We start from the raw sequence: 21,880 nt of genomic DNA on the forward strand, positions 1-21,880 counted from the left end.
GATGTTCAATTCCTTACCGGTATTCATTAGTCTTCTGCCATGGTCACGCGTACCCGGCGTTCTGACCAGCCGCCACGACCATCCTGCACAAGTTCACGCACCTCGACCCGACTGGCACTGATGTCTGTGACCAGGCCATGGTTCTGTCCCATGTAATTGCCCTCCCGCACTCGATGGACCACTTCCTCGTTGTCTTCGATGAGTGCGTACTGGACACCTTCCATGGTCAACGTGCCAACCATCGCCAGCGTATCGAGAGGGAAACTCTCGAGATACTCCTTGCGTCGATTGGGATCGGGTCGCAGCCCACCACCCTCTTCACGGGCTTCTTCGCTGATCTCTTCCTCGTCCTCGCTTTCGCTTCGAGCCGGCTGGAAGGGATCACGCAGGCCCATCGCATCGTAAGTCACCGGCTCCGGCGTGCGAATCGGCGGAATCGGCTCGATCGGATCCGGCTCGCGGGCGCGTACCTGAGCCGTCCAGTCTTCCAGATCACCGGTTCCTCGCTGACACCCGGCCAGCAACACGATCATTGCCAGAAGCAACAGATTTCGCATGCTCGAGCTCATCGTACGCCTCCTGCCGAGACGGCCCCACCCTCGGTCTCGTCGAGATAACGATAGGTGTTGACCACGCCCTGCAACCTGAGTCGCCCCTGAGAACCCTCGACCGGCTCAAGCGAAATATCGCTCATGGTCAGGATGACTACACGCGACAACGATGCAACCGTGCTGACGAAGCTGCCGAACTGATGATAGTTGCCCACCAGGCGCACTTTGATGGGCTGCTCGGCGTAGAAGTCGCGCTTGATTTCCGACTGGGGTTCGAACAGTTCGTTGTCGATGCCGGCACCCAGTGCGGTCTGCGAAATATCGACCAACAGCGCCGGCATCTCGGTTTTCGACGGCAGCTGGAGAAGCATCGCTTCGAGCATTTCCTCCATCTCGGCCAGCTGCTGTTCGTAGGCCGACAGGTTGGCTGCCTTCTCCGCCTTGACCTCGAACTCCTGCTTGAGCTGACGCTCGGTGTGCTCGCGCCGCTCGAGCGTTTCGAGCTTGCCCTTGACGATGTAGAAATAACCACCCACCAGGATGACGACCGTAAGCACCGCCAGCAAAAACACCTTGACGCCCGTGGAGGCCGAACCGATGTTGCTGAAATCCAGGTCTCTGAGTTCAGACAGATCCATTGGTCAGGCCTCCTTTTCCAGCGCTTCTGCAGCGGCCTCTTCCTGCGCCACCGTCTTGGGTGATGCAATCCGGGCACGCAGCTCGAAGCGATAAGGTTCAAAGCCGGAATCGGACTGCTCGATCGCCTCGATGATGCTCAGCTCCGGATCATGCATCCATTCAGCACGCTCGATATTGCGCATGTAATCGGACACCCGGGTCTCCGACTGCGCTGTTCCGCGAATGGTCAGGCGCTCGCCGGACTGCCCTACCGAATTGAGGCGGATCCCTTCAGGCACGGTCTGGGCCAGCGAATTGAACAGATGCACCATCATCGATCGATTCTCCTGCAAGCGCTCGATCACTTCCTTTCGCTGCAGCAGATCATCACGCTTGGCCTCGAGCTTCTCGATGGTCGCGATCTCGCGGTCGAGCGTGCGGATTTCATTCTGCAGATATTGATTGCGATCATCCTGCCCGCTGATCTCGCGCTCGACCATATAAGAGCCGGCGAATACCAGAAGAATTGCCACCACGGCCGTGGCGGCCAGTGCAATCATGAAGTTTCGCTGTCGTTCCCGGCGCAGATTCTCGCGCCAGGGCAGCAGATTGATTCTGGCCATCAGTCAAACCCCCGCAAGGCCAGCCCGCAGGCTGTAGTCAGTGCCGGCCGCACACGTTCAAGGCGGGCGGCATCGATGGACGGCGCCAGGCGCATGCCCTCGACGGGGTCGGCCACCTCGCAGGAAATGCCAACCTCGTCACCGACCGCTTCGGCCAGGCCGGGTGTGGACGCCGCCCCGCCGGTCAGGAACAACGTGTTGATTCCGGAGTAATCGCTGGAAGAGGAGTAGAACTGCAGCGCACGGCTGATCTCCTGGATCACGTTCTCGCGGAATGGCTCCAGGATCTCGTCCTCGAATCCGGCCGGCGGGGTCTCGCCGCGCTGCAGAAAGGCCGCCTGCTCCGAATCCATGCCGTAGCGCCGCATGCAATCGTCGACCAGCTGCTGCCCGCCGAAGGCATGCTCGCGGCTGTAGATCGTGCGATTGCCGCGAAGCGCGATGAACGTGGATGCGGTCGCGCCCATATTCAGCACTCCGATCGCCTCGCCTTCGTCGATCCCTGCATGCCTGCGTACCAGATCGAAGGCGTTGGCGATGGCGTAGGACTCGACATCGACGACCCTGAGACCCAGCCCCGCCAGCTCGGCCACCTCGCGACACAGATCGACATGTTCGGTCTTGGAGGCTGCGAGCAGGATCTCGACAAGCTCGGCACTGCGCGGAGCGGGCCCCAGAACCTCGAAATCCAGGCTAACCTCATCGCGCGGGTAGGGGATGTATTGCCCCGCCTCGACCTCGATCTGGGCCTCGATATCGTCCTCGGAAAGATCCGATGGCAGGTTGATGACCTTGGTAATGACCGCCGAACCGCTGACGGCCATGGCGCAGTCCCTGGCCTTGGCGCGCGAGCGCTTGATGGCACGCTTGACCGCCTCGGCCACGCGATCGGTGTCGGTGATGGTGCCCTCGCTGATCGAGCCGTCGGGCGTTTGCTCGATGGCAAACGCTTCGACGCGATAGCTTGAACCGCTGCTGCCCAACTGCAGCACCTTGATGCTGCTGGTGCCGATATCGACGCCCAGTAAAGGCGGCGGCGCGGCGCCCAACAGCTTTCTCAGAAAGTTGCTCATGTTGTTGTCTTTCGCCCTCTGGTCGGCCGGCCGTTCATGACTGGCTCGTGCTTTGTTGGCCGACCGGACACTACCCCTCACAGTGCCGGTCTCGCCAGGTACAAGTCGTGCTACCCTCTGATCGAAGGTCGTCCGGACCTCAGTTCACGGGCACTTTTGCCCTCGGTTCCCGTCCAAGACGTGCATTGCCCTGTCTTCACTGTGCCTACATTTACCATAACTGATGGCCCGAATAAAGCCTTTAATAGTTTTTTCTATCCGCCTGTTTTTGCTGCTGTTCATTCTCGCAGCAATTGGCGCTCTTGTCATCTGGCTGACGATCGTTCCGTCCCTGCCCCCGGTCGAGTCGCTTCGGGACGTGCAGCTGCAGGTCCCGCTGCGGATCTACTCGGCCGATGACGAGCTCATGGCCGAGATCGGCGAGCAGCGCCGCCGGCCGGTCGCGCTCGATCAGATGCCCGAGCAACTTGTCCAGGCATTCCTTTCTGCCGAGGACGACCGATTCTACAGCCACCCCGGGGTGGACTGGCGGGGAACGGCGCGTGCGGTCTGGCTGTATGCCTTGAGCATGGGCCAGGGTCGGGTTCCCGGAGGATCGACCATCACCCAGCAGGTGGCGCGGCGCTTTTTCCTGTCGACCGATTACTCGGTCACGCGAAAACTACGCGAGATGCTGCTTGCCTTCAAGATCGAGCGGGAGTTGAGCAAGGACGAGATTCTCGAGCTCTACCTCAACAAGGAGTTTCTCGGGCATCGCGCCTACGGCGTGGCCGCCGCCGCCCAGGTCTACTACGGCAAGCGGCTCGACGAGCTCACGCTGGCCGAGACCGCCATGATTGCCGGCCTGCCCAAGGCGCCGTCGCGCAACAATCCGATTTCCGGGCCGGCGCAGGCGATGGGACGTCGCGACTGGATTCTCGGGCGCATGCTCGAGCTGGGGCACATTACCGAACCGCAATATCGCCTGGCGCTGGCTCAGCCCAACAGCGCCAGTTATCACGGTCCGATCGTCGAGCTCGAGTCACCCTGGGTGGCGGAAATGGTGCGGCAGAATGTCGTCGATCTGGTCGGCTCGGAAGCGGCCTACAATGACGGACTGGTGGCACGGACGACCATTCGGGGCCGCCTGCAGCGAGCAGCCAATCAGGTCGTCCGCGAGGGCCTGTTGACCTATGACCGTCGCCATGGCTGGCGTGGGCCGGAAGACCGGATCGATGCCGCCGGGCTCGATGATTCCGAGGCGGTATCGGAACGCCTCGAATCGATGCGACCGATTGCCGGGCTGCAGCCGGCGGCGGTGCTGTCGACCGACGAGAAGGCCGCCTACCTGCAGCTGGCCGATGGCAGTTCGGTAACGCTGCCGTTCGAAGCCCTGTCCTGGGCTCGCCCGTTCATCAGCAGTGATGCAACCGGCGCGGCGCCGGAAACACCCGCTGATGTCGTGGCCGCCGGCGACATCGTGCGGCTGCGCAAGAACGATGGCAGCTGGCAGCTGGCACAGCTGCCGCAGGCCGAAAGCGCGCTGGTGAGCATGAACGCTGAAACCGGCGAAATCCTCGCCCTGGTCGGCGGGCTCGATTTTGCCCACAGCCAGTTCAATCGCGCCACACAAAGCCGCCGGCAGCCAGGCTCGGCGTTCAAGCCCTTCATCTATTCCGCGGCGCTGGATCACGGCTACACGCCCGCCTCACGGGTCAACGATGCTCCGGTTGTGGTCAATGATCCGTCGATGGAGCGCGCATGGAAACCGACCAACTTCAGCCACCGCTTCTTCGGCCCGACCCGACTGCGCGAGGCGATGGTCAACTCCCGTAACCTGGTCAGCGTGCGCCTGTTGATGGATATGGGCGTAGATTACGGGCGCGACTACATCACCCGTTTCGGCTTCGATCGCGAACAGCTGCCCAACGGCCCCTCCATGGCTCTGGGCAGCGCATCGATGTCGCCGCTGAAGCTGACCTCCGCCCTTGCCCCCTTTGCCAACGGCGGTTACCGCATCGAGCCCGAGTATCTCTACAGCATTGGCGACAGCGACGGTGAAACACTGTTCGCAACCGAGTGGGCACTGCCTTGCGAGCACTGCGCCGACATACCGCCACCAAACCCGACCGCAGCCGACGCCGTGGCGCCGCCATCAGTCGAGGAAAAGAACGCCCCGCGCCTGCGCCGGCCCGAGCTTGCAGGCAGCGAGTCGCCCGACATGGAAGAACCAGTGGACTCCGGCCGCGAACTCATCGGCCCGCCGCGCCCGACCGGCGCTGAGCGCGCGCTCAGCGCCCAGACCAGCTGGCTGATCGACTCCATGATGCGCGACGTCATCCGCCATGGCACCGGGCGCCGGGCGCTGGCCCTGGGGCGCGACGACCTGGCGGGCAAGACCGGCACCACCAATGATCAGCGTGACACCTGGTTCGCCGGTTACGGCGGAAACATCGTCACCGTTGTGTGGGTCGGCATGGACAGCAACGAATCACTGGGACGCCAGGAACAGGGGGCCCGCACTGCCCTGCCGCTGTGGGTGAACTTCATGCAGATTGCACTGGAGGGTCGCCCCGAAGCCCATCGGCCGGTGCCGGTGGGCATCTCCCGGGCGCTGATCGACCCGGAAACGGGTCTGCGCGCCCGCCCCGGAACACCCGGCGCCATCCCGGAGTGGTTCCACAGCGACAATCTGCCGCCGATGGCAGACGACAAGGCCGGCGGGAAGGAAACCGACCCCTACCGGGTTTTCTAGCGTGTCCGGGAGGGTCTGATCATGAGCGAAAGACACATCATGCGTAACAGCCGAATCCGGCAGGAAGTCGCTGCCGAAGCCGCGCGCATCATCGCGACCGAGGGCCAGAAGAGCTATCTGGCCGCCAAGGAAAAAGCCGCCCGGCGGGTGGGCGCCTCGTCAAGAACGGGCCTGCCGTCCAACAGCGAGGTCGAGCGTGCCCTGCGTGAATGGCAAAGCCTCTACGGCGGGGTCGAGCATTCGGCAAATCTGCTCGAGTTGCGCTCAGCGGCGGCCTCGGCCATGCGTCTGTTCGCCCCCTTCCGGCCTCGCCTGGTCGGCCCGGTTCTTGACGGCACCGCAGACGAGCACTCGCGCATCAGCCTGCACGTGTTCAGCGACGACCCCGACGCCATCGTGCACTTCCTGATGGAGCGTCACCTGCCCTTCAGCCAGGAAACCCGGCGCATACGATGGCATGACGGCAGCGCACGCGATCTCGAAATCGTGGTCCTGGAAGGCGGCGGCCACGTGGTCGAGCTGATCCAGATGATCGGGCCACAGGCACGCCAGGCACCACCCAGCCCGGTCGACGGCCGCCCCCAGCAGCGCATGGCCCTGCCCGAACTGGAGGCCATGATCGAAGCGGACTCCGCCGCCGTTGACGCAAGCCAGACGGATTGGCGCACATGACCGCTCCGGCCGCCGCCGGAGCCGCCCGGAGCGGCGGCTTTCGTCACCCCCGGGATTACGGTTAAAATACGCCCTTAATCACGCACTTGGCTATTGATTCATGCGCTATCCCGACAGCTATGATGTCATCGTCATCGGCGGCGGCCATGCCGGCACCGAGGCCGCGCTGGCCGCAGCACGCACGGGTGCGCGCACGCTTCTGGTGACCCACGCGATCGAAACCATCGGGCAGATGAGCTGCAACCCGGCCATCGGCGGTATCGGCAAGGGACATCTCGTGCGCGAAATCGACGCGCTGGGCGGCATCATGGGCCAGGCGGCCGATGCTGCCGGTATTCAGTGGCGACGCCTCAACGCGCGCAAGGGGCCGGCGGTTCGCGCCACGCGCTGCCAGGCCGATCGCACGCTCTACCGCAACGCCATCCGCCGGGCCGTGGAGGCACAGGACAATCTCACCCTGTTCCAGCAGCCGGTCGATGACCTGGTGGTCAAAGGCGATCGCGTCACCGGCGTGCGCACGACCATGGGCCTGGAGTTCAGCGCGGCCGCGGTGGTGCTGACCACCGGCACGTTTCTCGGCGGCCGCATCCACATCGGCGAGACTCAACTGGCCGGCGGCCGCGCCGGCGACGCGCCGGCCAACGCCCTGGCCGCACGCCTGCGCGAGTTGCCTTTCAGCGTCGGCCGACTCAAGACCGGCACCCCGCCGCGGCTGGACGGGCGCAGCATCGACCTGCCCCGGCTCGAGGAGCAGGTCGGCGATGCGCATCGACCCGTGTTTTCGTTCCTGGGCGAACGCGACCACCACCCCGAGCAGGTCTCGTGCTACGTCACGCGCACCGGGCAGGCCACGCACGACCTGATTCGTGCCAACCTCGACCGCTCGCCGATGTATGCCGGCCAGATCGAGAGCAGCGGCCCGCGCTACTGTCCCTCGATCGAAGACAAGGTAGTGCGCTTCGCCGACAAGGACTCGCACCAGGTCTTTCTCGAGCCCGAGGGCCTGGGGCTGAACGAGTGGTATCCCAACGGCATTTCCACCAGCCTGCCCTTCGACGTGCAGATCGAACTGGTGCGCTCCATCCAGGGCCTCGAGCATGCGCACATCACCCGGCCGGGCTACGCCATCGAATACGACTTCTTCGACCCGCGCGAAATCCGCGCCAGCCTCGAGACGCGCCACCTCGCCGGCCTGTACTACGCCGGTCAGATCAACGGCACCACCGGCTACGAAGAGGCTGCAGCACAGGGCCTGATCGCCGGCCTGAATGCCGCACGTCAGGCGCGCGGACAGGCGCCGTGGACGCCCGGGCGAGACCAGGCCTACATCGGCGTGCTGATCGACGATCTGATTACCCAGGGCGCGCCCGAGCCCTACCGGATGTTCACCAGCCGCGCCGAGTTTCGCCTGCACCTGCGCGAAGACAACGCCGATCTGCGGCTGACCGAAACCGGGCGCGAACTCGGCCTGGTCGACGATACGCGCTGGCGTCGCTTCTGCGCTCGCCGGGAAGCCATCGAGGCCGAGCGCGCGCGCCTGAGCGCGCTGCGGGTTCCGGCGCGGTCCGAGCTGGCACAGCGCGCGGCCCGAACCCTGGATATCGACATCCGCAAGGACGTCACCGCCGAGGAGCTGCTGCGGCGACCGGAAGTCGAATATGCGGCGCTGATGGAGATCGAGGGAATCGGCCCGGGAGTCGAGCTCGACGACGTTGCCGGCCAGGTCGCCATCCAGATCCGCTACGCCGGCTACCTCGATCGCCAGCGCGCGGAAATCAGGCGTCAGCGCCGTGCAGCCGCAAAACCCATTCCGGACGACTTCGATTTCGAGACGGTCAAGGGGCTGTCGTCCGAGCTGCTGGAAAAACTCGAGAAAACCCGCCCGGCCACCATCGATCAGGCCAGCCGCATTCCCGGCATGACCCCGGCGGCCATCTCACAGCTGCTGGTCTATCTCAAGCGCCACCGCGCCGCGGCCTGACGAACAGGCGACCAGACGCGGCGCTGCTCTGCAAAACATGAGAACCACGGAGGGCGCGCCCTATTTCCTGACGCGATCGATCGAATCGGCGGCATCCTTCCAGGCTTCGCGATCAATGTTCAGATCGGCAAACTTGTCCGGATCAAAAACCGGCACTTTGCCGGCGCGCGACTGCTGGTCGTAGTCGTTCATCAGGCGGAATGCGACTTTCATCAGCAGTGCCAGCGCGACCAGGTTGAACACTGCCAGCAGCGCCATGGTCAGGTCGGCAAAGCTGAACACCGTGGTCAGATCCTGCATCGATCCCCACAGGATGAGCACCAGCATGAGCACCCGAAACATGATGAAGAACACCGGATTGCCGGGCGTCATCCAGCTCGAGGAGTTCTCGCCCAGATAGAAATTGTAGAGAATCGAGCTGAAGGCGAACAGTGTCAGGATCACGCTGACAAAAGTCTGGCCCCAGGGCCCCACGTGCTGCTGCAGCGCCAGCTGGGTCAGCACGACCCCGTTGTCGACCGAACTCTGCTCGTGCATGCCGGCAATGAGAATGATCAGCGCTGTTGCCGTGCAGATGATGGCAGTGTCGATGAAGACGCTGAAACTCTGCACAATGCCCTGATTGACCGGGTGCGGAACATAAGCTACCGCCGCGACGTTGGGTGCGCTCCCCAGGCCGGCCTCGTTGGAAAACAGACCACGCCGCACGCCCATCATGATGGCAGCACCGATACCGCCGCCGACGGCTTCCTCCAACCCGAAGGCGGACTTCACGATCAGCGCCAGCACGCCCGGCACCTCGCCGGCATTGAGCCCGACGACAACAATGGCAACGATGACATAGGCCACGGCCATGACCGGCACGATGACCTCGGTGACACGGGAGATGCGCTGCACACCCCCGAAGATGGTCAGGCCCACGACAATGGTCATCACGATACCGGTGACATGCATGGGAATGTCGAAGGCTTCTTCCAGGGAGGATGAGGCCGTGAACGACTGCAGCGCCACAAAGGCCAGACCGAAGGTAAACAGCAGCAGCAGCGTGAAGATCATGCCGAGCTTGCGGCTGCCCAGGCCGCGCTCCATGTAGTACATCGGGCCGCCACGGAACGTGGACGTCCTGGAATCAATGGTCTTGAAAGCCTGCCCCAGAGAGCATTCGAAAAAGCTGGTGGCCATGCCGATCAGGCCGACCACCCACATCCAGAACACGGCGCCGGGACCGCCCAGGGTGATGGCCACTGCCACACCGGCCACGTTGCCGGCGCCCACGCGCCCGGCCACGCTCAGCGTCAGCGCCTGGAAGGAAGAAACATGCCCGGTGTGGTGCTTGAAGGCCTGCCCGAGCACGCGAAACATTTCGGCGAAGTAGCGCAGCTGGACGAAGCGTGAAGCGACGGTGAAGATCAGGCCAAGCGCAATCAGCACCACGACCAGGACATAGGACCAGAGAAAATCAGTTACGGCAGCCAGCATGGGTTGAACTCATCCCCGTTTGGTGTATGGATCACGTCGACCGCCTCCGTCCCCGCCCGGCCAGAGCGAAGCGGCCATCATACTCAAAGCAGGTCGAGATTGAAACGCGTTTCCGTGGCGCTCAGCGCGGCGCCCGGCACAGGCAGTGCGCCATGACGCCGGGTCGGCCGGTTTGCGTCTGATTCAGCACCAATCGCAGGTCAGCGAGCAGAGTCTGCCCCAGCTCGCCGGGAAGCCAGCTCGCGACCCGAGTCGTGGAGTGGGTCGCAGCCATCCGAACCGAGGCCGATGCCATGTCGACCAGGAACTGCTCGACCGGCGAGAGCCTGGGCTCGACATAGGTCACCTCATAGCGCTCGCCGATGCCCGCGCTGCGCGCCACCGAAGCAACCGCCTCAGAGAGCGTGCCGAGCTGATCAACCAGCCCGAGACGCTGGGCCTGCGCACCGCTCCAGACGCGACCCTGAGCGACCGCATCGACCTCCTCGAGCGACATGTGGCGGTGCTTTGCCACCAGCCGCGTGAACTCGCGATAGCCATGCTCGATAAAACTCTGGAGCAGATTGCGTGCCGGCTCTTTCAGTGCACTGTCGACACGCAGGGCGCCGGACAGCGGCGTGGTGCCGACGCCATCGGTATGCACGCCAATCTTCGCCAACGTGTCCTGAAACGTCGGGAAAAATCCGAAAATGCCGATCGAGCCGGTGAGCGTTGTCGGATAGGCCCAGACTTCATCAGCGCCCATGGCGATCCAGTAACCGCCGGATGCGGCAACGTTGCCCATGCTCACCACCACCGGCTTGCCGGCCTCCTTGAGCGCCATCAGCTCGCTGCGGATGACCTCCGAGGCAAACGCGCTGCCGCCGCCCGAGTCGATGCGCAACACGACGGCCTTGATGCTGTCGTCGCGCGCGGCCTGGCGAATCAGGCGCGAAGTCGACTCCGAGCCGATCGTACCCGGCGGCTGGTTGCCTTCGACAATCGCTCCCTGCGCGACGATGATGCCCACCTGATCGGCGCCTGGCCGCCACTGCTGCGAGGCCTTGACGTAGGTCGCAAACCCGATCTGACGGAACCCCTTGTCGGCATCGGCACTGCCACGATTGGCCAGCTCGGCGCGCAGCTCCGGTCGACTGACAAGTCGGTCAACGAGCCCACGCTCCAGGGCCATGGCGGCCAGATTGCCGTCGGCCGCCTCGACCACGGTGGCAAAATTCTCGGTCAGATCGACCAGCACTTCCACCGGCAGGCCGCGATGAATCGCTACCTGATCGAGCCAGCTCTGCCAGAGATCGCTCAGCCAGGTTTCGGTTGCCCGGCGGTCGGCCGCGGACATGTCGTTGCGGATGAACGGCTCCATCGCCGACTTGTATTCGCCGACGCGGAACAGGTTGACATCGACCTCGAGTTTTTCGAGGCCTTCGGCATAGTACTGCCGATACTGGCTGTAGCCCTCGAGCAGCAACATGCCGTCCCGATCCAGCCAGACCTCATCGGCCATCGAAGCCAGCATGTACTGCCCCTGCATCATCGTGCCGCCGTAGGCGATGACCTGCTTGCCCGTCTCACGGAAGCGCGCAAAGGCATCGGCCAGCTCGCTCTGCAGCCCCGGGGCCAACCCCCAAAGCTTGTCGGTGCGAACCAGGACCTGCACGATGCGATCGTCTTCGGCGGCGCCGTCCAGAGCCGCCAGAATGTCGCGCAGCCGGGTTTCGGTCGCTGCCTGGCCGATGGCCTCGCCCAGGGCACGATCCAGCACGGTCCCGGTGTATTCCTCGACGATCGTACCTTCGGGTTCGATGACCAGCGTCGTCTGCGCATCGACGATGATCTGATCGGATGTAAAGAACAACACGCGGATCAACAGCGCCAGCACAACCAGGAAGATGATGTTGAACACGGCCATGCGAAATGCGGTCAGGCCGCGCCAGAAGCCCAGCCACAGCCGGACGAGCACGTTGGGTCTCGAATTCAGAGTCATTGAGGAATTTTTGGCGAGGAAGGATCTACAGCCATTCTACTCAGTCTCCGCAGAAGCTCACAATATGCCGTTAGTCATTGACGTCGTGAATCACTCAGGCGCACTCTGCACCGCCGCGAGCGTGCGGACGCGTTCGCCAGAAGTGGTGGTGCGCAGAAACCGGAAGCTCAGCAGAAAAGCCGCAGCCGTCAAACCGGCAATGATGCCGCACCACATGCCCGCCGGCCCCCAGTTCTGACGGAAGGTCAGCCACCAGCCCAGGCTCATGCCCACCAGCCAGTAAGCGGCGACGCTGTAGAACATGGGCACGCGCGTATCTCCAAGGCCACGCAGCGCGCCGGCAGCCGAGACCTGCAGACAGTCGGCCAGCTGGAAGACCGCAGCAAAGAACAACAGGCTGACGGCCAGCGCGACGACCTCGGCGTCTGCGGTGTAGAGGCGCACGATGGCCTCGGGGAAAAGCACCATGAGCGCGGACGACAGCGCCCCGAACCCCAGCGCCATCAGCATGCCGACGACGCCGGCGCGGCGGGCGCCCGCGCGGTCCTTGCGACCAACCGCGTTGCCCACCCGCACGGTAATCGCCCCCGCCAGGCCCAGCGGCACCATGAACATCAGCCCGGCATAGTTGACCGCCACCTGGTGCGCAGCCACCGGCACCGTGCCAAGGGTACCGATCGCCAGAGCGCTGGCGATGAACAGACTGACCTCGAAGAACACCATGACCCCGATCGGCAGACCCAGCCTGATCAGACCCAAGATCTCGCGCCACACCGGCCCGCTGAAACGCGAAAAGACCGCGAACGGACGATAGCGAGGTTGCCACAGGATCCAGGCCGCCATCATCAGCAGCTGCAGCCAGAACACGCTGGCCGTGGCCCAGCCACAGCCCTCGGCCCCCAGAGCCGGCATGCCGAGCTTGCCGAACATCAAGGTGTAGTTGAGCGGCACATTGAACACAATGCCGGCCACGCCGATGTACATCGTCGGGCGCGTGTAGCCGATGCCTTCGGAGAAAAAGCGCAGCGCGGTCATGCCCGCCAGCGCCGGCATGCCCCAGCTGATGGCCAGCAGGTAGCGGTTGGCCAGCTCGCCCACGGCCGGCTCCACACCAATGGCCGACATCACCCAGCCGCCGCGACGCATGAGCCAGAACAGCAGCAGCGAGACCAACAGGGCCAGCCAGAGCGCCTGGCGGGTCAATTCGCCGGCCTGGCGACGCTGCCCGGCGCCCTCCAGCTGGGAGACCGCGGCGGAAACGGCCATCAGCATGCCGACGATGAACACCATGCCGGCAGTCCAGATGGACGAGCCCACGGCAACCGCGCCGAGATCGAGCGCGCCCAGCCGGCCGGCCATCAGGGTGTCGACGACCGTCATCGCATAGCCGGTCACCTGGCCGATGATCAGCGGACCGGCGAGCAGCAACGTTCGCCGGATTTCTGCCGGCAGATCAGGGGCGTGAGAACTTGCAGACATGTGCTCGAATGGGTTGGCAACGGCCGGGGAAGCGGCATTGTCGGTTGCCCGCTCCCCGGGTGCAAGCCGAATTGATGTCGGGCTGTTATCCTTCGACCCCGGTTGACTTCAATGAAGCACGAGAACCTGCCATGTCGAACAGCGCCTGCCGCCTGCCTCTCATCGTTTTCTGCCTGATCATACTGACCGCCTGCTCATCGCGACAGGTTCAGGATTCGCTCGTCGGGGCGAGTGCACAGCAGCTGGTGACACACAGCATCGACGACCTGATGCAGCATCTGCCGGCCGGGGATTTCGCGCCGCATTCAGGCAAGCGCGTGCACCTATCCAGCCATTTCGTCAACCACACCGATATCCAGCGGTATGCAGACTGGCGCCTGGGGGTGGAGTTGGCCCGGCGCTTTGACATGCAGCTGGTCGACGAGCCGAACGAAGCCGAGATCCGGCTGGAAGTCTTCTATACCGCGCTGGGCACCGATCAGAGCAGCAAAGGGCTGGTGCTGCCACTCGGTTTTGTGCCGGGCCTCAGCGAGACCGCGCGGATCAACCTGATCACACTCGATCAATTCCACGGCGTGGCCGAGATGTTCTACTTTCTGGGGCCGAACGGAACCGAGCATCGAGGCGATGTATTGCAGGCGCGCACACGCAACGATGCCATCGGTCTGCCGATCATCACCATTCCGATCAACAGCACCAACCGCAAAGGCGAGGGTGGCGACGGCTAGTCGAGCCGGCGCCTGATCTCGCAGGCCAGGCGCTTGCCTTCCTCGACGCCCCACTGATCGAAGGGATTGATCCGCCAGATCACCGACAGGGCATAGACCGCCTGCTCGAAGCTGGCCAGCAGCCATCCAAGCGAGGCGGCATCAAGCTGGTCGATCAGCAGAGTGGCCACGGGTCGATTGCCCGGCATGCGCTGAAAGGATTGCCCCTCGGCACGACCGCTGGACAAGGCCTCGGCCTGGGCCAGCAGATGCGCCAGCTGACGCCGCTGCCAATCCGGTCGATCATGCCCACCCTGCCGCGCGCCGATCAGAATCAGCGGATGTGAATCCGGCCCCTGATGCAGGGCCTGAAAGATCGAGTGCTGCAGATCGGTACCACAGCCGCCGAAAATCAGCGGCGCCGTCGGCCCGTCGACGGGCCGGCCCGTCAGCTCGACGCCCTTGCCAAGGCTTTCCATGATCAGCTGCTGCAGGTAGTCGGCCAGCAGCGCCAGACGCGGTTCGTAGCTGACGAAGCCAAGCGTCTTGCAGTCAAGTTCGCGACGCAGGTAATGCATCAGCAGGCCCAGAAATGTGGCCGCTCCGGCGGCATCGGGCCGATCGCGAAAGTCGTCATCGGCCGCTTCAGCGCCGGCCAGCAGGGCTTCGAAACGATCCACGCCGATCGCGGCCGCCGCGCTGACGCCGACTGAAGACCAGAGTGAAAAGCGCCCGCCCGTCCACGCCGGAAATGAAAGAATGTGCGCGTCGTCGAGACCGAATGCCCGCGCGCGCTCGACATTGGCCGTGGCGGCCCAGCAGCGTTCGGCCCAGCCGCTGCCGAGCCACTCCCTGGCGGCGCGGGCCAGCAGCAGGGTTTCTTCAGTGGAAAAGGACTTCGAGGCAATCACCAGGCCGGTGGTGGCCGGATCCAGCTGTCGACACAGGCGCTCGAAACGGCGACCGTCCAGCGTCGACAGCCAGTGAACGCGTACCGCGCTGTCATCGCCACTCAGGGCGTCGGCCACCAGCCGGGGCCCCAGGTCGGAGCCGCCGATGCCCACGTGAATCAGGTCGGTGAGGCCGGCTTCGCCGGCGTGGAGCCGACGCGCCACACCCAGGAAACGATCGCGCTCGGCGAGCACGCGCTCGGCTTCGCTGGCTTCCAGCCCCTGAAAGGACCTGGAAGCACGCAGCGCCATGTGCAGGGCCGGCTGGCCCTCGCTGGGGTTGACTACCTTGCCGGAAAACAGCTGCTCCACGGCAGCTTTCAACCGCGATGCTGCCGGCAGCGCCTCCAGAGCCGCGAGCCCTTCGCGGGTCATGGGCACCCGCGAGAAGTCCAGGCACCAGCCGCCGCCGCTGCGCACAAAATCCTGCGCCCGGCCGGGATCGGCAGCCATCAGCGCAGCAACAGTCGGGGTGTTGTTTTTTTGCAACGATGGCGCCTGAAAATCAGGCGGCCTGGACAGGAATCCGCCCGGCAGTGCGCACGACTCGATTGTCGGCGTCAGGATAGACCAGACGCGGCTCGTGCTCGCCTGCCTCGGCCTCGGACATGCGCGCATAGGCGGCAATGATGACCAGGTCGCCCTGTTCCGCCCTGTGAGCCGCGGCGCCGTTGACCGAAATCACACCGCTGCCGCGCTCGCCGCGAATGGCGTAGGTCACGAAGCGCTCGCCGCTGGTGATATTGTAGATATGTATCTGTTCATGCTCGAGAATCCCTGCTGCCTCGAGCAACGTTTCGTCGATGGCGCAGGAACCTTCGTAGTCGCGCTCGACCCGGGTAACGGTTGCGCGGTGAATCTTGCCTTTCAACATCGTCAGCTGCATGTCGATGACTCCGGATCTGGATCGTTATTGTCGGTTGACTCAAAAAAAAGCCCCTCCCGGGTCACGGGAGGGGCAATTATGTCGGAGTGATGTACCTCGCTTCGCGCCCTGCGACCCTGGTTCAACCGTTGCGGTTTTGCCAAGGTTGGTTGTAAGGCTACCACAGATGATGCACAAACACCAATCCAATTGCGAAAATCGCCCGCAGGGCTTCCGCTGATTAAGAGCGGCACGGCAGCGGAAAGTTCCTCCCCACCGGGGGCAGAGCCCCATCAACGGGCAGTTTCTTCCATAATGACTCCCGGCCTGCGTCAAACAGGAGTTCAGTCGATGACCGAAAACCGCTCGTCAACCGCACTGGCGCTGCGCGGCGTGACCCGCCGATTCCGCGCCGGTGCACGGGTGGTGACCGTGCTCGAGCACCTGAATCTTGACGTCGCAAGGGGCGAGCGTGTCGCCGTGATGGGCGCCTCCGGCTCGGGAAAGTCCACGCTGCTCAACCTCGCCGCCGGCATGGATCGGCCCGACGCTGGCGTCGTGGAAGTGCTCGGCGAGAGGCTTGCCGACCTTGCCGAACCCGGGCTGACGCGCTTTCGGGCGCGCAACATCGGCCTGGTCTTTCAGGACTTCAATCTCATCGACTCGCTGAACGTGCGCGAAAACATCACGCTGCCGCTGTGGCTCAACGGCCTTGATGCTCCTGCAGGGGACGGCGGCAGCAACGTCAACGACAGGGCCGGCGAACTGACCGCAATACTGGGCATCTCCGAATTGCTGGAGCGGATGCCCGACCAGCTCTCCGGGGGCGAAAAGCAGCGCGTCGCCATCGCCCGCGCCCTGATTCACGGGCCCGAGCTGCTGCTCGCCGACGAGCCCACCGGCAGCCTCGACGAGGCCACGGCCGAGCGCGTACTGGCGCTGTTCGACCGAATCACGGCGGCTCAGGGCTGTGCCCTGATACTGGTCACCCACAACCCCGCCGCAGCCGCAATCTGCGACCGTCAGCTGAGCCTGCGCGGCGGCCGTCTGCGCGCAGACTGATGTATCTGCTGCTGCAATCATCCCGGCGGTTCTTCCGGCGCCACCCGGGCCAGCTGGCGCTGGCGCTGGCCGGCATGGCCGCCGGGGTGGCGGTGATGACCGGCGTGGCGCTGATGCGCGATGTGCTCGTCGACTCGCTCGACGGCGCGGCCGTGGCCCTTTCCGGGCGCGACAGCGTGCGCGTGACGTCACCGGGCGCCCCCCTGGACGAGACGCTTTACCGCCGGCTGGCACTGCTCGACGGCGCACCACCGCTGACTCCCGTACTTCAGCAGCGGGTGGCCCTCGGCGAGCATCGTCTCGAACTGCTGGGTATCGACCCCTTTGCCGGCGACGGCCGCAGCCTGCTGCCGCCCGGGCTGCTCACCCGCCTGCTCGAATGGCCCGCCGCGGCCGCGGCCAATGCGTCAACGCTCGAGCGCCTCGGGCAGGCCGCGGGTGAGGCGTTGTCCCTTCGGCTCGGCGAACGCAGCTTCGAAGTCGAACTGATCGGCCCGGTGGCCACCGGGCCGGACCTCGACGGTCGCCTGCTGATGGACATTGCCGCGCTGCAGGACCTGACCGGCCGCCAGGGCGAACTGAGCTGGATCGACGCCCCGGCTGAAGCCCGCGACTGGCTGCAGCAGCGACTGCCGGACGACCTCGAACTGAGCAGCGCCACCCAGCGCCGCGATACCGCAGCCCGGCTGACCGAAGGCATGCGCGCGAACCTGACGGCGATGGGCCTGATCAGCCTCGCCGTGGGCCTGTTCGTGATCTTCAGCGTGCTGTCTTTCCTGCTGGTCCAGCGCCGCCGCAGCCTGGCGATGCTGCGCGCCGTTGGCGTGACCAGCGGCCGCATCACCGCACTGCTGCTGACCGAAACCGCCGTGCTGGCAGGGCTGGCCGCGCTGATCGGCCTGGTGCTGGGCACGCTGCTGGCCGCCGGCCTGATCGGGCTGGTGCGCACCCCGGTTGCCGAACTCTACGGCCTGCTGGCGCCCGCCCGCGTGCAGCCCGAGGCCGGCCTGTATCTGTTTTTGTGGCTGGGCGCCGTAGGCACCGCCCTGATCTCGGTGCTCGGCCTGCTGCGCGAAGCGCGCCGGATTCCGCCGGGCCGTCTTCTCCGCCTGCCCCCGGCCCAGGCCGAACACCGGCTGCTCAGCGTGACCGCCGCGCTCGGTCTGCTGGGCCTGGCGGCCCTCATCGTGTCGGCCAGCCGCAGCCTGGAGGTGGCCTTTGCCGCCCTGTTTCTCGCCCTGGGCGGCTTTGCCCTGCTCGCGCCGGAGCTGGGCGTGCGCGTGCTCTCGGCCTTGAGCCGGGTCGCACCGCGGCGCCTGCCCGGGCGCGCCCTGGCGCTGCTTCTGGCCGGCCAGAAGCGCATTCGCCCGGCCCTGGCCGCGCTCAGCCTGGCGCTGGCGCTGGCAGTCGGCCTGGCGATGATGGTGCTCGGCTTCCGCGCCGCGGTCGACGACTGGATCGACCGCCTGCTGCGCGCCGACAGCTACGTCACCGCCAGCCACGGCGGCCTCGATGCGGCCACCGTCGAGCGAATCGCCGCCCTGCCCGGCCTGGCCGATACCTCCGGCGCGCGCCGCCGCGTGCTCGCCGACGGCCGGGAACTGATTGCCTACGGCCTGCCGCCGCGCGGCTGGGCCGGCTTCGAGTGGCTGGCCGGTGATCCGGACGCAGCCTACCGGGCAGTGCTCGCCAACGAGGCGGCAATCATCTCCGAGCCGCTGGCGCGGCGAACACGGCTCGGCACCGGCGACACCATCGAGCTGAGCACGCCGGGCGGCCACACAAGGCTGCCGATCGTCGGCGTCTATCGCGACTATGCCAGCGAGATGGGCACCGTCGCCATTCATCTGCCGCTCTACCGCCGGCTGTTCGGCGACTCGCTGACCGACCGCCTGGCGCTCTACTACGAAGACGCGACGATCGACAGCGCACGCCTGGCCGATCAGCTGCACGCCATCGATCCCGGGCTCAGGCTCACCTCGAGGGATGCGGTCTATGCCAACACGCTGGCGGTCTTCGACCGGACCTTCCGCATCTCCTGGGCGCTAGCCGCGCTGGTCGGCCTGATCGCCACCATCGCGCTCGTCAGCGCGCTGCTGGCGCTGGGGCTGGAGCGCCGGCGCGACTATGCCACCCTGCGGGCGCTGGGGCTGACGCCGGGCAACCTGCACATCCTCGTCGTCTGCCAGACCGCCGGGCTGGCGCTGGCCGCCGCCCTGGTAGCGGTCCCGCTTTCGCTTGCCATCCACATCGGCCTGTCGCTGGTCATCCAGCCGCGCGCGTTTGGCTGGAGCCTGCCGCTGAGCTGGCCGCTGGCCCCGCTGGCCGTCATGCTGCCGCTGGCGCTCGCTTTCGGGCTGCTGGCGGGCGTGTATCCGGCCTGGCGCATCGGCCGCCGCGACCCGGCCGGCGAGCTCAAGGAGGAATGATGCGCCGCGATTTCGCCATCGTCGCTGTCGTTGCCCTGGCCCTGATCGGCTGGCTGGCCTGGCAGACCCGGGCGCAGCCGGGCATTGACGGCAGGCTGAGCGCCAGCGGGCTGCTCACCGACGCACCCGAGACCTTTCGCCGGGTGACCGAACCGCGACCGTTCATCTTTCCCGCAGACCATGCCGCGCATCCGGGCTACCGCAACGAATGGTGGTATTTCACCGGCAACCTCGACGGCCCCGATGGCGACCGCTGGGGCTTCCAGTTCACGCTGTTCCGCTTCGCGCTCGACCACGCGCGCCGCGCCGACTCGGCCTGGAGCGCCGAGGCCGTGTGGATGGCCCACCTGGCGCTCAGCGACGTGGAAGGCCGCGTCTTTCACCAGGCCGAGCGCTTCGCCCGCGGCGCGCTGGGCCTGGCCGGCGCCAGCGAAGATCGCTGGTGGCTGCGCGACTGGGAGGTCAGACGCAGCGGCGATCAGTTCAGCCTGCAGGCCGGCACCGAGGAATTTGCCCTGGACCTGGAAATGGAATCGCTGCGTGCGCCCGTGCCGCAGGGAGAGAATGGCTACAGCCAGAAAGGACCGCAGCCGGGCAACGCCTCGTACTACTACTCGATCACGCGCCTGGCCACCAGCGGCCATGTCCGGGTCGATGATCGACGGGTTGCGGTCGCGGGTCTGGCCTGGCTGGACCGCGAGTGGGGCTCGAGCCAGCTGACCGACAACATGGTCGGCTGGGACTGGTTCTCGCTGCAGCTCGACGACGGCCGCGATCTGATGGCCTTCCGCCTGCGCACCGACGACGGCCGATCCGCGCGCTTTTCCGCCGGCAAGGTGGTCTACCCCGACGGCAGAGCGCGAACGCTGGGCCCGCAAGACTTCCGCCTGACCCCCACGCGCCACTGGCGCGACGCCGATGGTCATCAATGGCCGCTGGAGTGGACCATCGAGCTGCCCTCGGAGGAGCTGTCACTCGAGGTCGAAGCCCGTTTCGATGACCAGCGCTGGCACGGCACCGTCAGCTACTGGGAAGGCGCCGTGGGCGTGCGCGCGGCCGACACCGGAGAGAAGCTCGGGCACGGCTATCTCGAACTCAGCGGCTATGCGGATTGAAGGGGCCCGAACACCAGAACCTCTTGAACGCGATGACGCGGAGAATGCAAAGGAAACGCCAATCAAGATAAAAGCATTGAAACCACGGAAGACACGGAATCACACGGAAAAAGAAACCCAACTTTTTTTGAAGGAACTTCTTCTTCCGCGCCTTCCGTGCCTTCCGTGGTCGATGGTTTTCAATCCTTAATTCTTTGCGTCTTTGCGTTTCAAGGATTTCGATGGTTGACCGTGAACGCCATCAGTTGGCGTCCGAACGATCGACGAACACCTGCCCGTCGCGCATGACGAAGCGGACGTTCTCCAGCACGGTCACGTCTTCAAGCGGGTTGCCGTCGACAGCGATCAGGTCGGCGGCGAAGCCGGTCTCGAGGCGGCCGATCTCGTCTTCGCGGCCGAGCAGCTCGGCGGCGTGGATGGTTGCCGAGCGCAGGGCATCGGCCGGGCTCATGCCGGCCTCGACCATGTAGCCGAACTCCTGAGCATTTTCGCCGTGCGCGCTCACGCCGGTGTCGGTTCCGAAAGCGATGCGCACACCAGCCGCATGAGCACGCGCAAAGGTGTCTTGCATCTGCGGTCCGATCTGCCCCGCCTTCCGCGCCACGACCGGCGGAAAGTAGCCTTCGACTTCGGCCTTTTCGGCCACGAACTTGCCTGCCGCGATGGTCGGTACGAACCAGGTACCTCTGTCGACCATCAGGGCCATGATCTCGTCGGTCATGAAGGTGCCGTGCTCGATGGAGTGGATACCGGCCTCGACGGCGCGGCGCATGCCTTCGGCACCGTGGGCGTGCGCGGCAACGTGCATGCCGTAGTCGGCGGCAGTCTGGATGATCGCCTCGAGCTCGTCCATGCGGAACTGGGCGTTGTCGCCGCTGGACGCCACGCTGAGCACACCGCCGGTAGCCGTGATCTTGATCACATCGGCGTTGTCCTTGTAGCGCTGACGCACGGCTTCACGGGCCTCGGCAACGCCGTTGAGCACGCCCTCTCTGGGACCCGGAGCTCCGGCCAGATCCGAGCGCCAGCTGTTGGTCGGGTCGGCATGCCCGCCGGTCGTCGCCAATGACTTGGCAGCGGTAAAGATCCTGGGCCCCGGAACACGGCCTTGATTGATCGCGTCGCGCAACGCCACGGTTTCATTGAAGCTGTCCCCGAGGTTGCGCACGGTGGTAAAGCCAGCCTCCAGCGTCTTGCGAGCATAATCTGCGGCACGCAAGGCCGCGTCGGCCTCGTTGAGGGTAAACCGTTCGATATACGACGAAGGGCTGGACTGAGAGCTCAGGTGGACGTGCATATCCATCAGGCCCGGCAGGCAGGTCAATTCGGACAGATCGACGCGCTCCACGCCATCGGCCCAGGCGGGGTGACCGGAACGCAACTCATCAACCTGCCCATCGCGAACTACGACGGTATGCGCATCCAGCCGCTCGCCGGCGGCCACATCGATGACACCACCGCAGCGAACCCAGGTTTCACCGGAGGCAAGCCCGGCAATAGACAAGCCGGCAATCAAGATAAATAAACGTTTCACAGCAACTCTCCTGATAGTTGAAGACAG

The 21,880-nt window shown here is 65.2% G+C and carries 17 protein-coding genes; 7 read left to right on the plus strand and 10 right to left on the minus strand.

The features are described 5' to 3' along the window. Positions 1-26: 26 nt before the first annotated feature. From ACEWQ0_RS10105 to pilM, 4 genes are read right to left on the minus strand one after another with little or no spacing between them, the layout of a single operon-like run. Positions 27-557, minus strand: coding sequence for a pilus assembly protein PilP (locus tag ACEWQ0_RS10105; RefSeq protein WP_476481883.1), 531 nt, complete (start codon positions 555-557; stop codon positions 27-29). Between the two features lie 8 nt (positions 558-565). Beyond that, positions 566-1,189, minus strand: a complete 624-nt coding sequence (locus tag ACEWQ0_RS10110) for a type IV pilus inner membrane component PilO (protein ID WP_476481882.1) — start codon at positions 1,187-1,189, stop codon at positions 566-568. A gap of 3 nt (positions 1,190-1,192) precedes the next feature. After that, positions 1,193-1,792 (minus strand): PilN domain-containing protein, encoded by a 600-nt coding sequence (locus tag ACEWQ0_RS10115; protein ID WP_476481881.1) that lies wholly within the window; start codon positions 1,790-1,792, stop codon positions 1,193-1,195. Next, positions 1,792-2,865, minus strand: a complete 1,074-nt coding sequence (pilM, locus tag ACEWQ0_RS10120; protein WP_476481880.1) for a type IV pilus assembly protein PilM — start codon at positions 2,863-2,865, stop codon at positions 1,792-1,794. The genes ACEWQ0_RS10115 and pilM overlap by 1 nt, the downstream gene beginning before the upstream one ends. A 223-nt stretch (positions 2,866-3,088) precedes the next feature. On the opposite strand from pilM, the gene ACEWQ0_RS10125 reads away from it, so the two are divergent. The 3 genes from ACEWQ0_RS10125 (at position 3,089) to mnmG (ending at position 8,252) form a co-directional block, all read left to right on the plus strand. Further along, entirely contained in the window at positions 3,089-5,599 is a 2,511-nt protein-coding gene (locus ACEWQ0_RS10125) for a penicillin-binding protein 1A (protein ID WP_476481879.1), read from the plus strand. Positions 5,600-5,620: 21 nt separating this feature from the next. Further along, the gene (locus ACEWQ0_RS10130) at positions 5,621-6,271 is read left to right on the plus strand and encodes a hypothetical protein (RefSeq protein ID WP_476481878.1); all 651 of its coding nucleotides are present in this window, start codon (positions 5,621-5,623) and stop codon (positions 6,269-6,271) included. Positions 6,272-6,371: 100 nt separating this feature from the next. Continuing rightward, positions 6,372-8,252, plus strand: a complete 1,881-nt coding sequence (gene mnmG, locus ACEWQ0_RS10135) for a tRNA uridine-5-carboxymethylaminomethyl(34) synthesis enzyme MnmG (RefSeq protein WP_476485285.1) — start codon at positions 6,372-6,374, stop codon at positions 8,250-8,252. Between the two features lie 60 nt (positions 8,253-8,312). On the opposite strand, the gene ACEWQ0_RS10140 is transcribed toward mnmG, so the two are convergent. The 3 genes from ACEWQ0_RS10140 to ACEWQ0_RS10150 all read right to left on the minus strand — a co-directional run bounded on the left by ACEWQ0_RS10140 (position 8,313) and on the right by ACEWQ0_RS10150 (position 13,191). Further along, positions 8,313-9,731 (minus strand): alanine/glycine:cation symporter family protein, encoded by a 1,419-nt coding sequence (locus ACEWQ0_RS10140; protein ID WP_476481876.1) that lies wholly within the window; start codon positions 9,729-9,731, stop codon positions 8,313-8,315. Positions 9,732-9,852: 121 nt separating this feature from the next. Further along, complete coding sequence (gene sppA, locus ACEWQ0_RS10145; RefSeq protein ID WP_476485286.1) at positions 9,853-11,712, minus strand: signal peptide peptidase SppA; 1,860 nt, start codon at positions 11,710-11,712, stop codon at positions 9,853-9,855. 90 nt (positions 11,713-11,802) lie between these two features. Continuing rightward, on the minus strand, positions 11,803-13,191 hold the full coding sequence (locus tag ACEWQ0_RS10150; RefSeq protein WP_476481874.1) for an MATE family efflux transporter: 1,389 nt from the start codon (positions 13,189-13,191) through the stop codon (positions 11,803-11,805). A 131-nt stretch (positions 13,192-13,322) separates the two neighbouring features. On the opposite strand from ACEWQ0_RS10150, the gene ACEWQ0_RS10155 reads away from it, so the two are divergent. Continuing rightward, a complete protein-coding gene (locus ACEWQ0_RS10155) occupies positions 13,323-13,919 on the plus strand; it encodes a hypothetical protein (protein ID WP_476485287.1) in 597 nt (198 codons plus the stop codon). Here the strand turns inward: ACEWQ0_RS10155 and ACEWQ0_RS10160 are convergent. Both ACEWQ0_RS10160 and panD read right to left on the minus strand, forming a co-directional pair. Beyond that, a complete protein-coding gene (locus tag ACEWQ0_RS10160) occupies positions 13,916-15,337 on the minus strand; it encodes a hypothetical protein (RefSeq protein ID WP_476485288.1) in 1,422 nt (473 codons plus the stop codon). The genes ACEWQ0_RS10155 and ACEWQ0_RS10160 overlap by 4 nt on opposite strands. 16 nt (positions 15,338-15,353) lie before the next feature. Then, entirely contained in the window at positions 15,354-15,734 is a 381-nt protein-coding gene (panD, locus tag ACEWQ0_RS10165; protein ID WP_476481871.1) for an aspartate 1-decarboxylase, read from the minus strand. Between the two features lie 330 nt (positions 15,735-16,064). Between panD and ACEWQ0_RS10170 the strand changes: the two genes are divergently transcribed. The 3 genes from ACEWQ0_RS10170 to ACEWQ0_RS10180 are packed head-to-tail and all read left to right on the plus strand — an operon-like array spanning position 16,065 to position 20,319. After that, a complete protein-coding gene (locus ACEWQ0_RS10170) occupies positions 16,065-16,775 on the plus strand; it encodes an ABC transporter ATP-binding protein (RefSeq protein WP_476485289.1) in 711 nt (236 codons plus the stop codon). Then, positions 16,775-19,204, plus strand: a complete 2,430-nt coding sequence (locus ACEWQ0_RS10175; RefSeq protein WP_476485290.1) for an ABC transporter permease — start codon at positions 16,775-16,777, stop codon at positions 19,202-19,204. The genes ACEWQ0_RS10170 and ACEWQ0_RS10175 overlap by 1 nt, the downstream gene beginning before the upstream one ends. Next, complete coding sequence (locus ACEWQ0_RS10180) at positions 19,201-20,319, plus strand: lipocalin-like domain-containing protein (RefSeq protein WP_476485291.1); 1,119 nt, start codon at positions 19,201-19,203, stop codon at positions 20,317-20,319. Before ACEWQ0_RS10175 ends, ACEWQ0_RS10180 begins: the two co-directional genes overlap by 4 nt. Before the next feature lie 241 nt (positions 20,320-20,560). On the opposite strand, the gene ACEWQ0_RS10185 is transcribed toward ACEWQ0_RS10180, so the two are convergent. Further along, positions 20,561-21,853, minus strand: coding sequence for a metal-dependent hydrolase family protein (locus ACEWQ0_RS10185; RefSeq protein WP_476481867.1), 1,293 nt, complete (start codon positions 21,851-21,853; stop codon positions 20,561-20,563). Positions 21,854-21,880 lie beyond the last annotated feature (27 nt).

The organism is Wenzhouxiangella sp. YN9 (genome assembly GCF_056324165.1).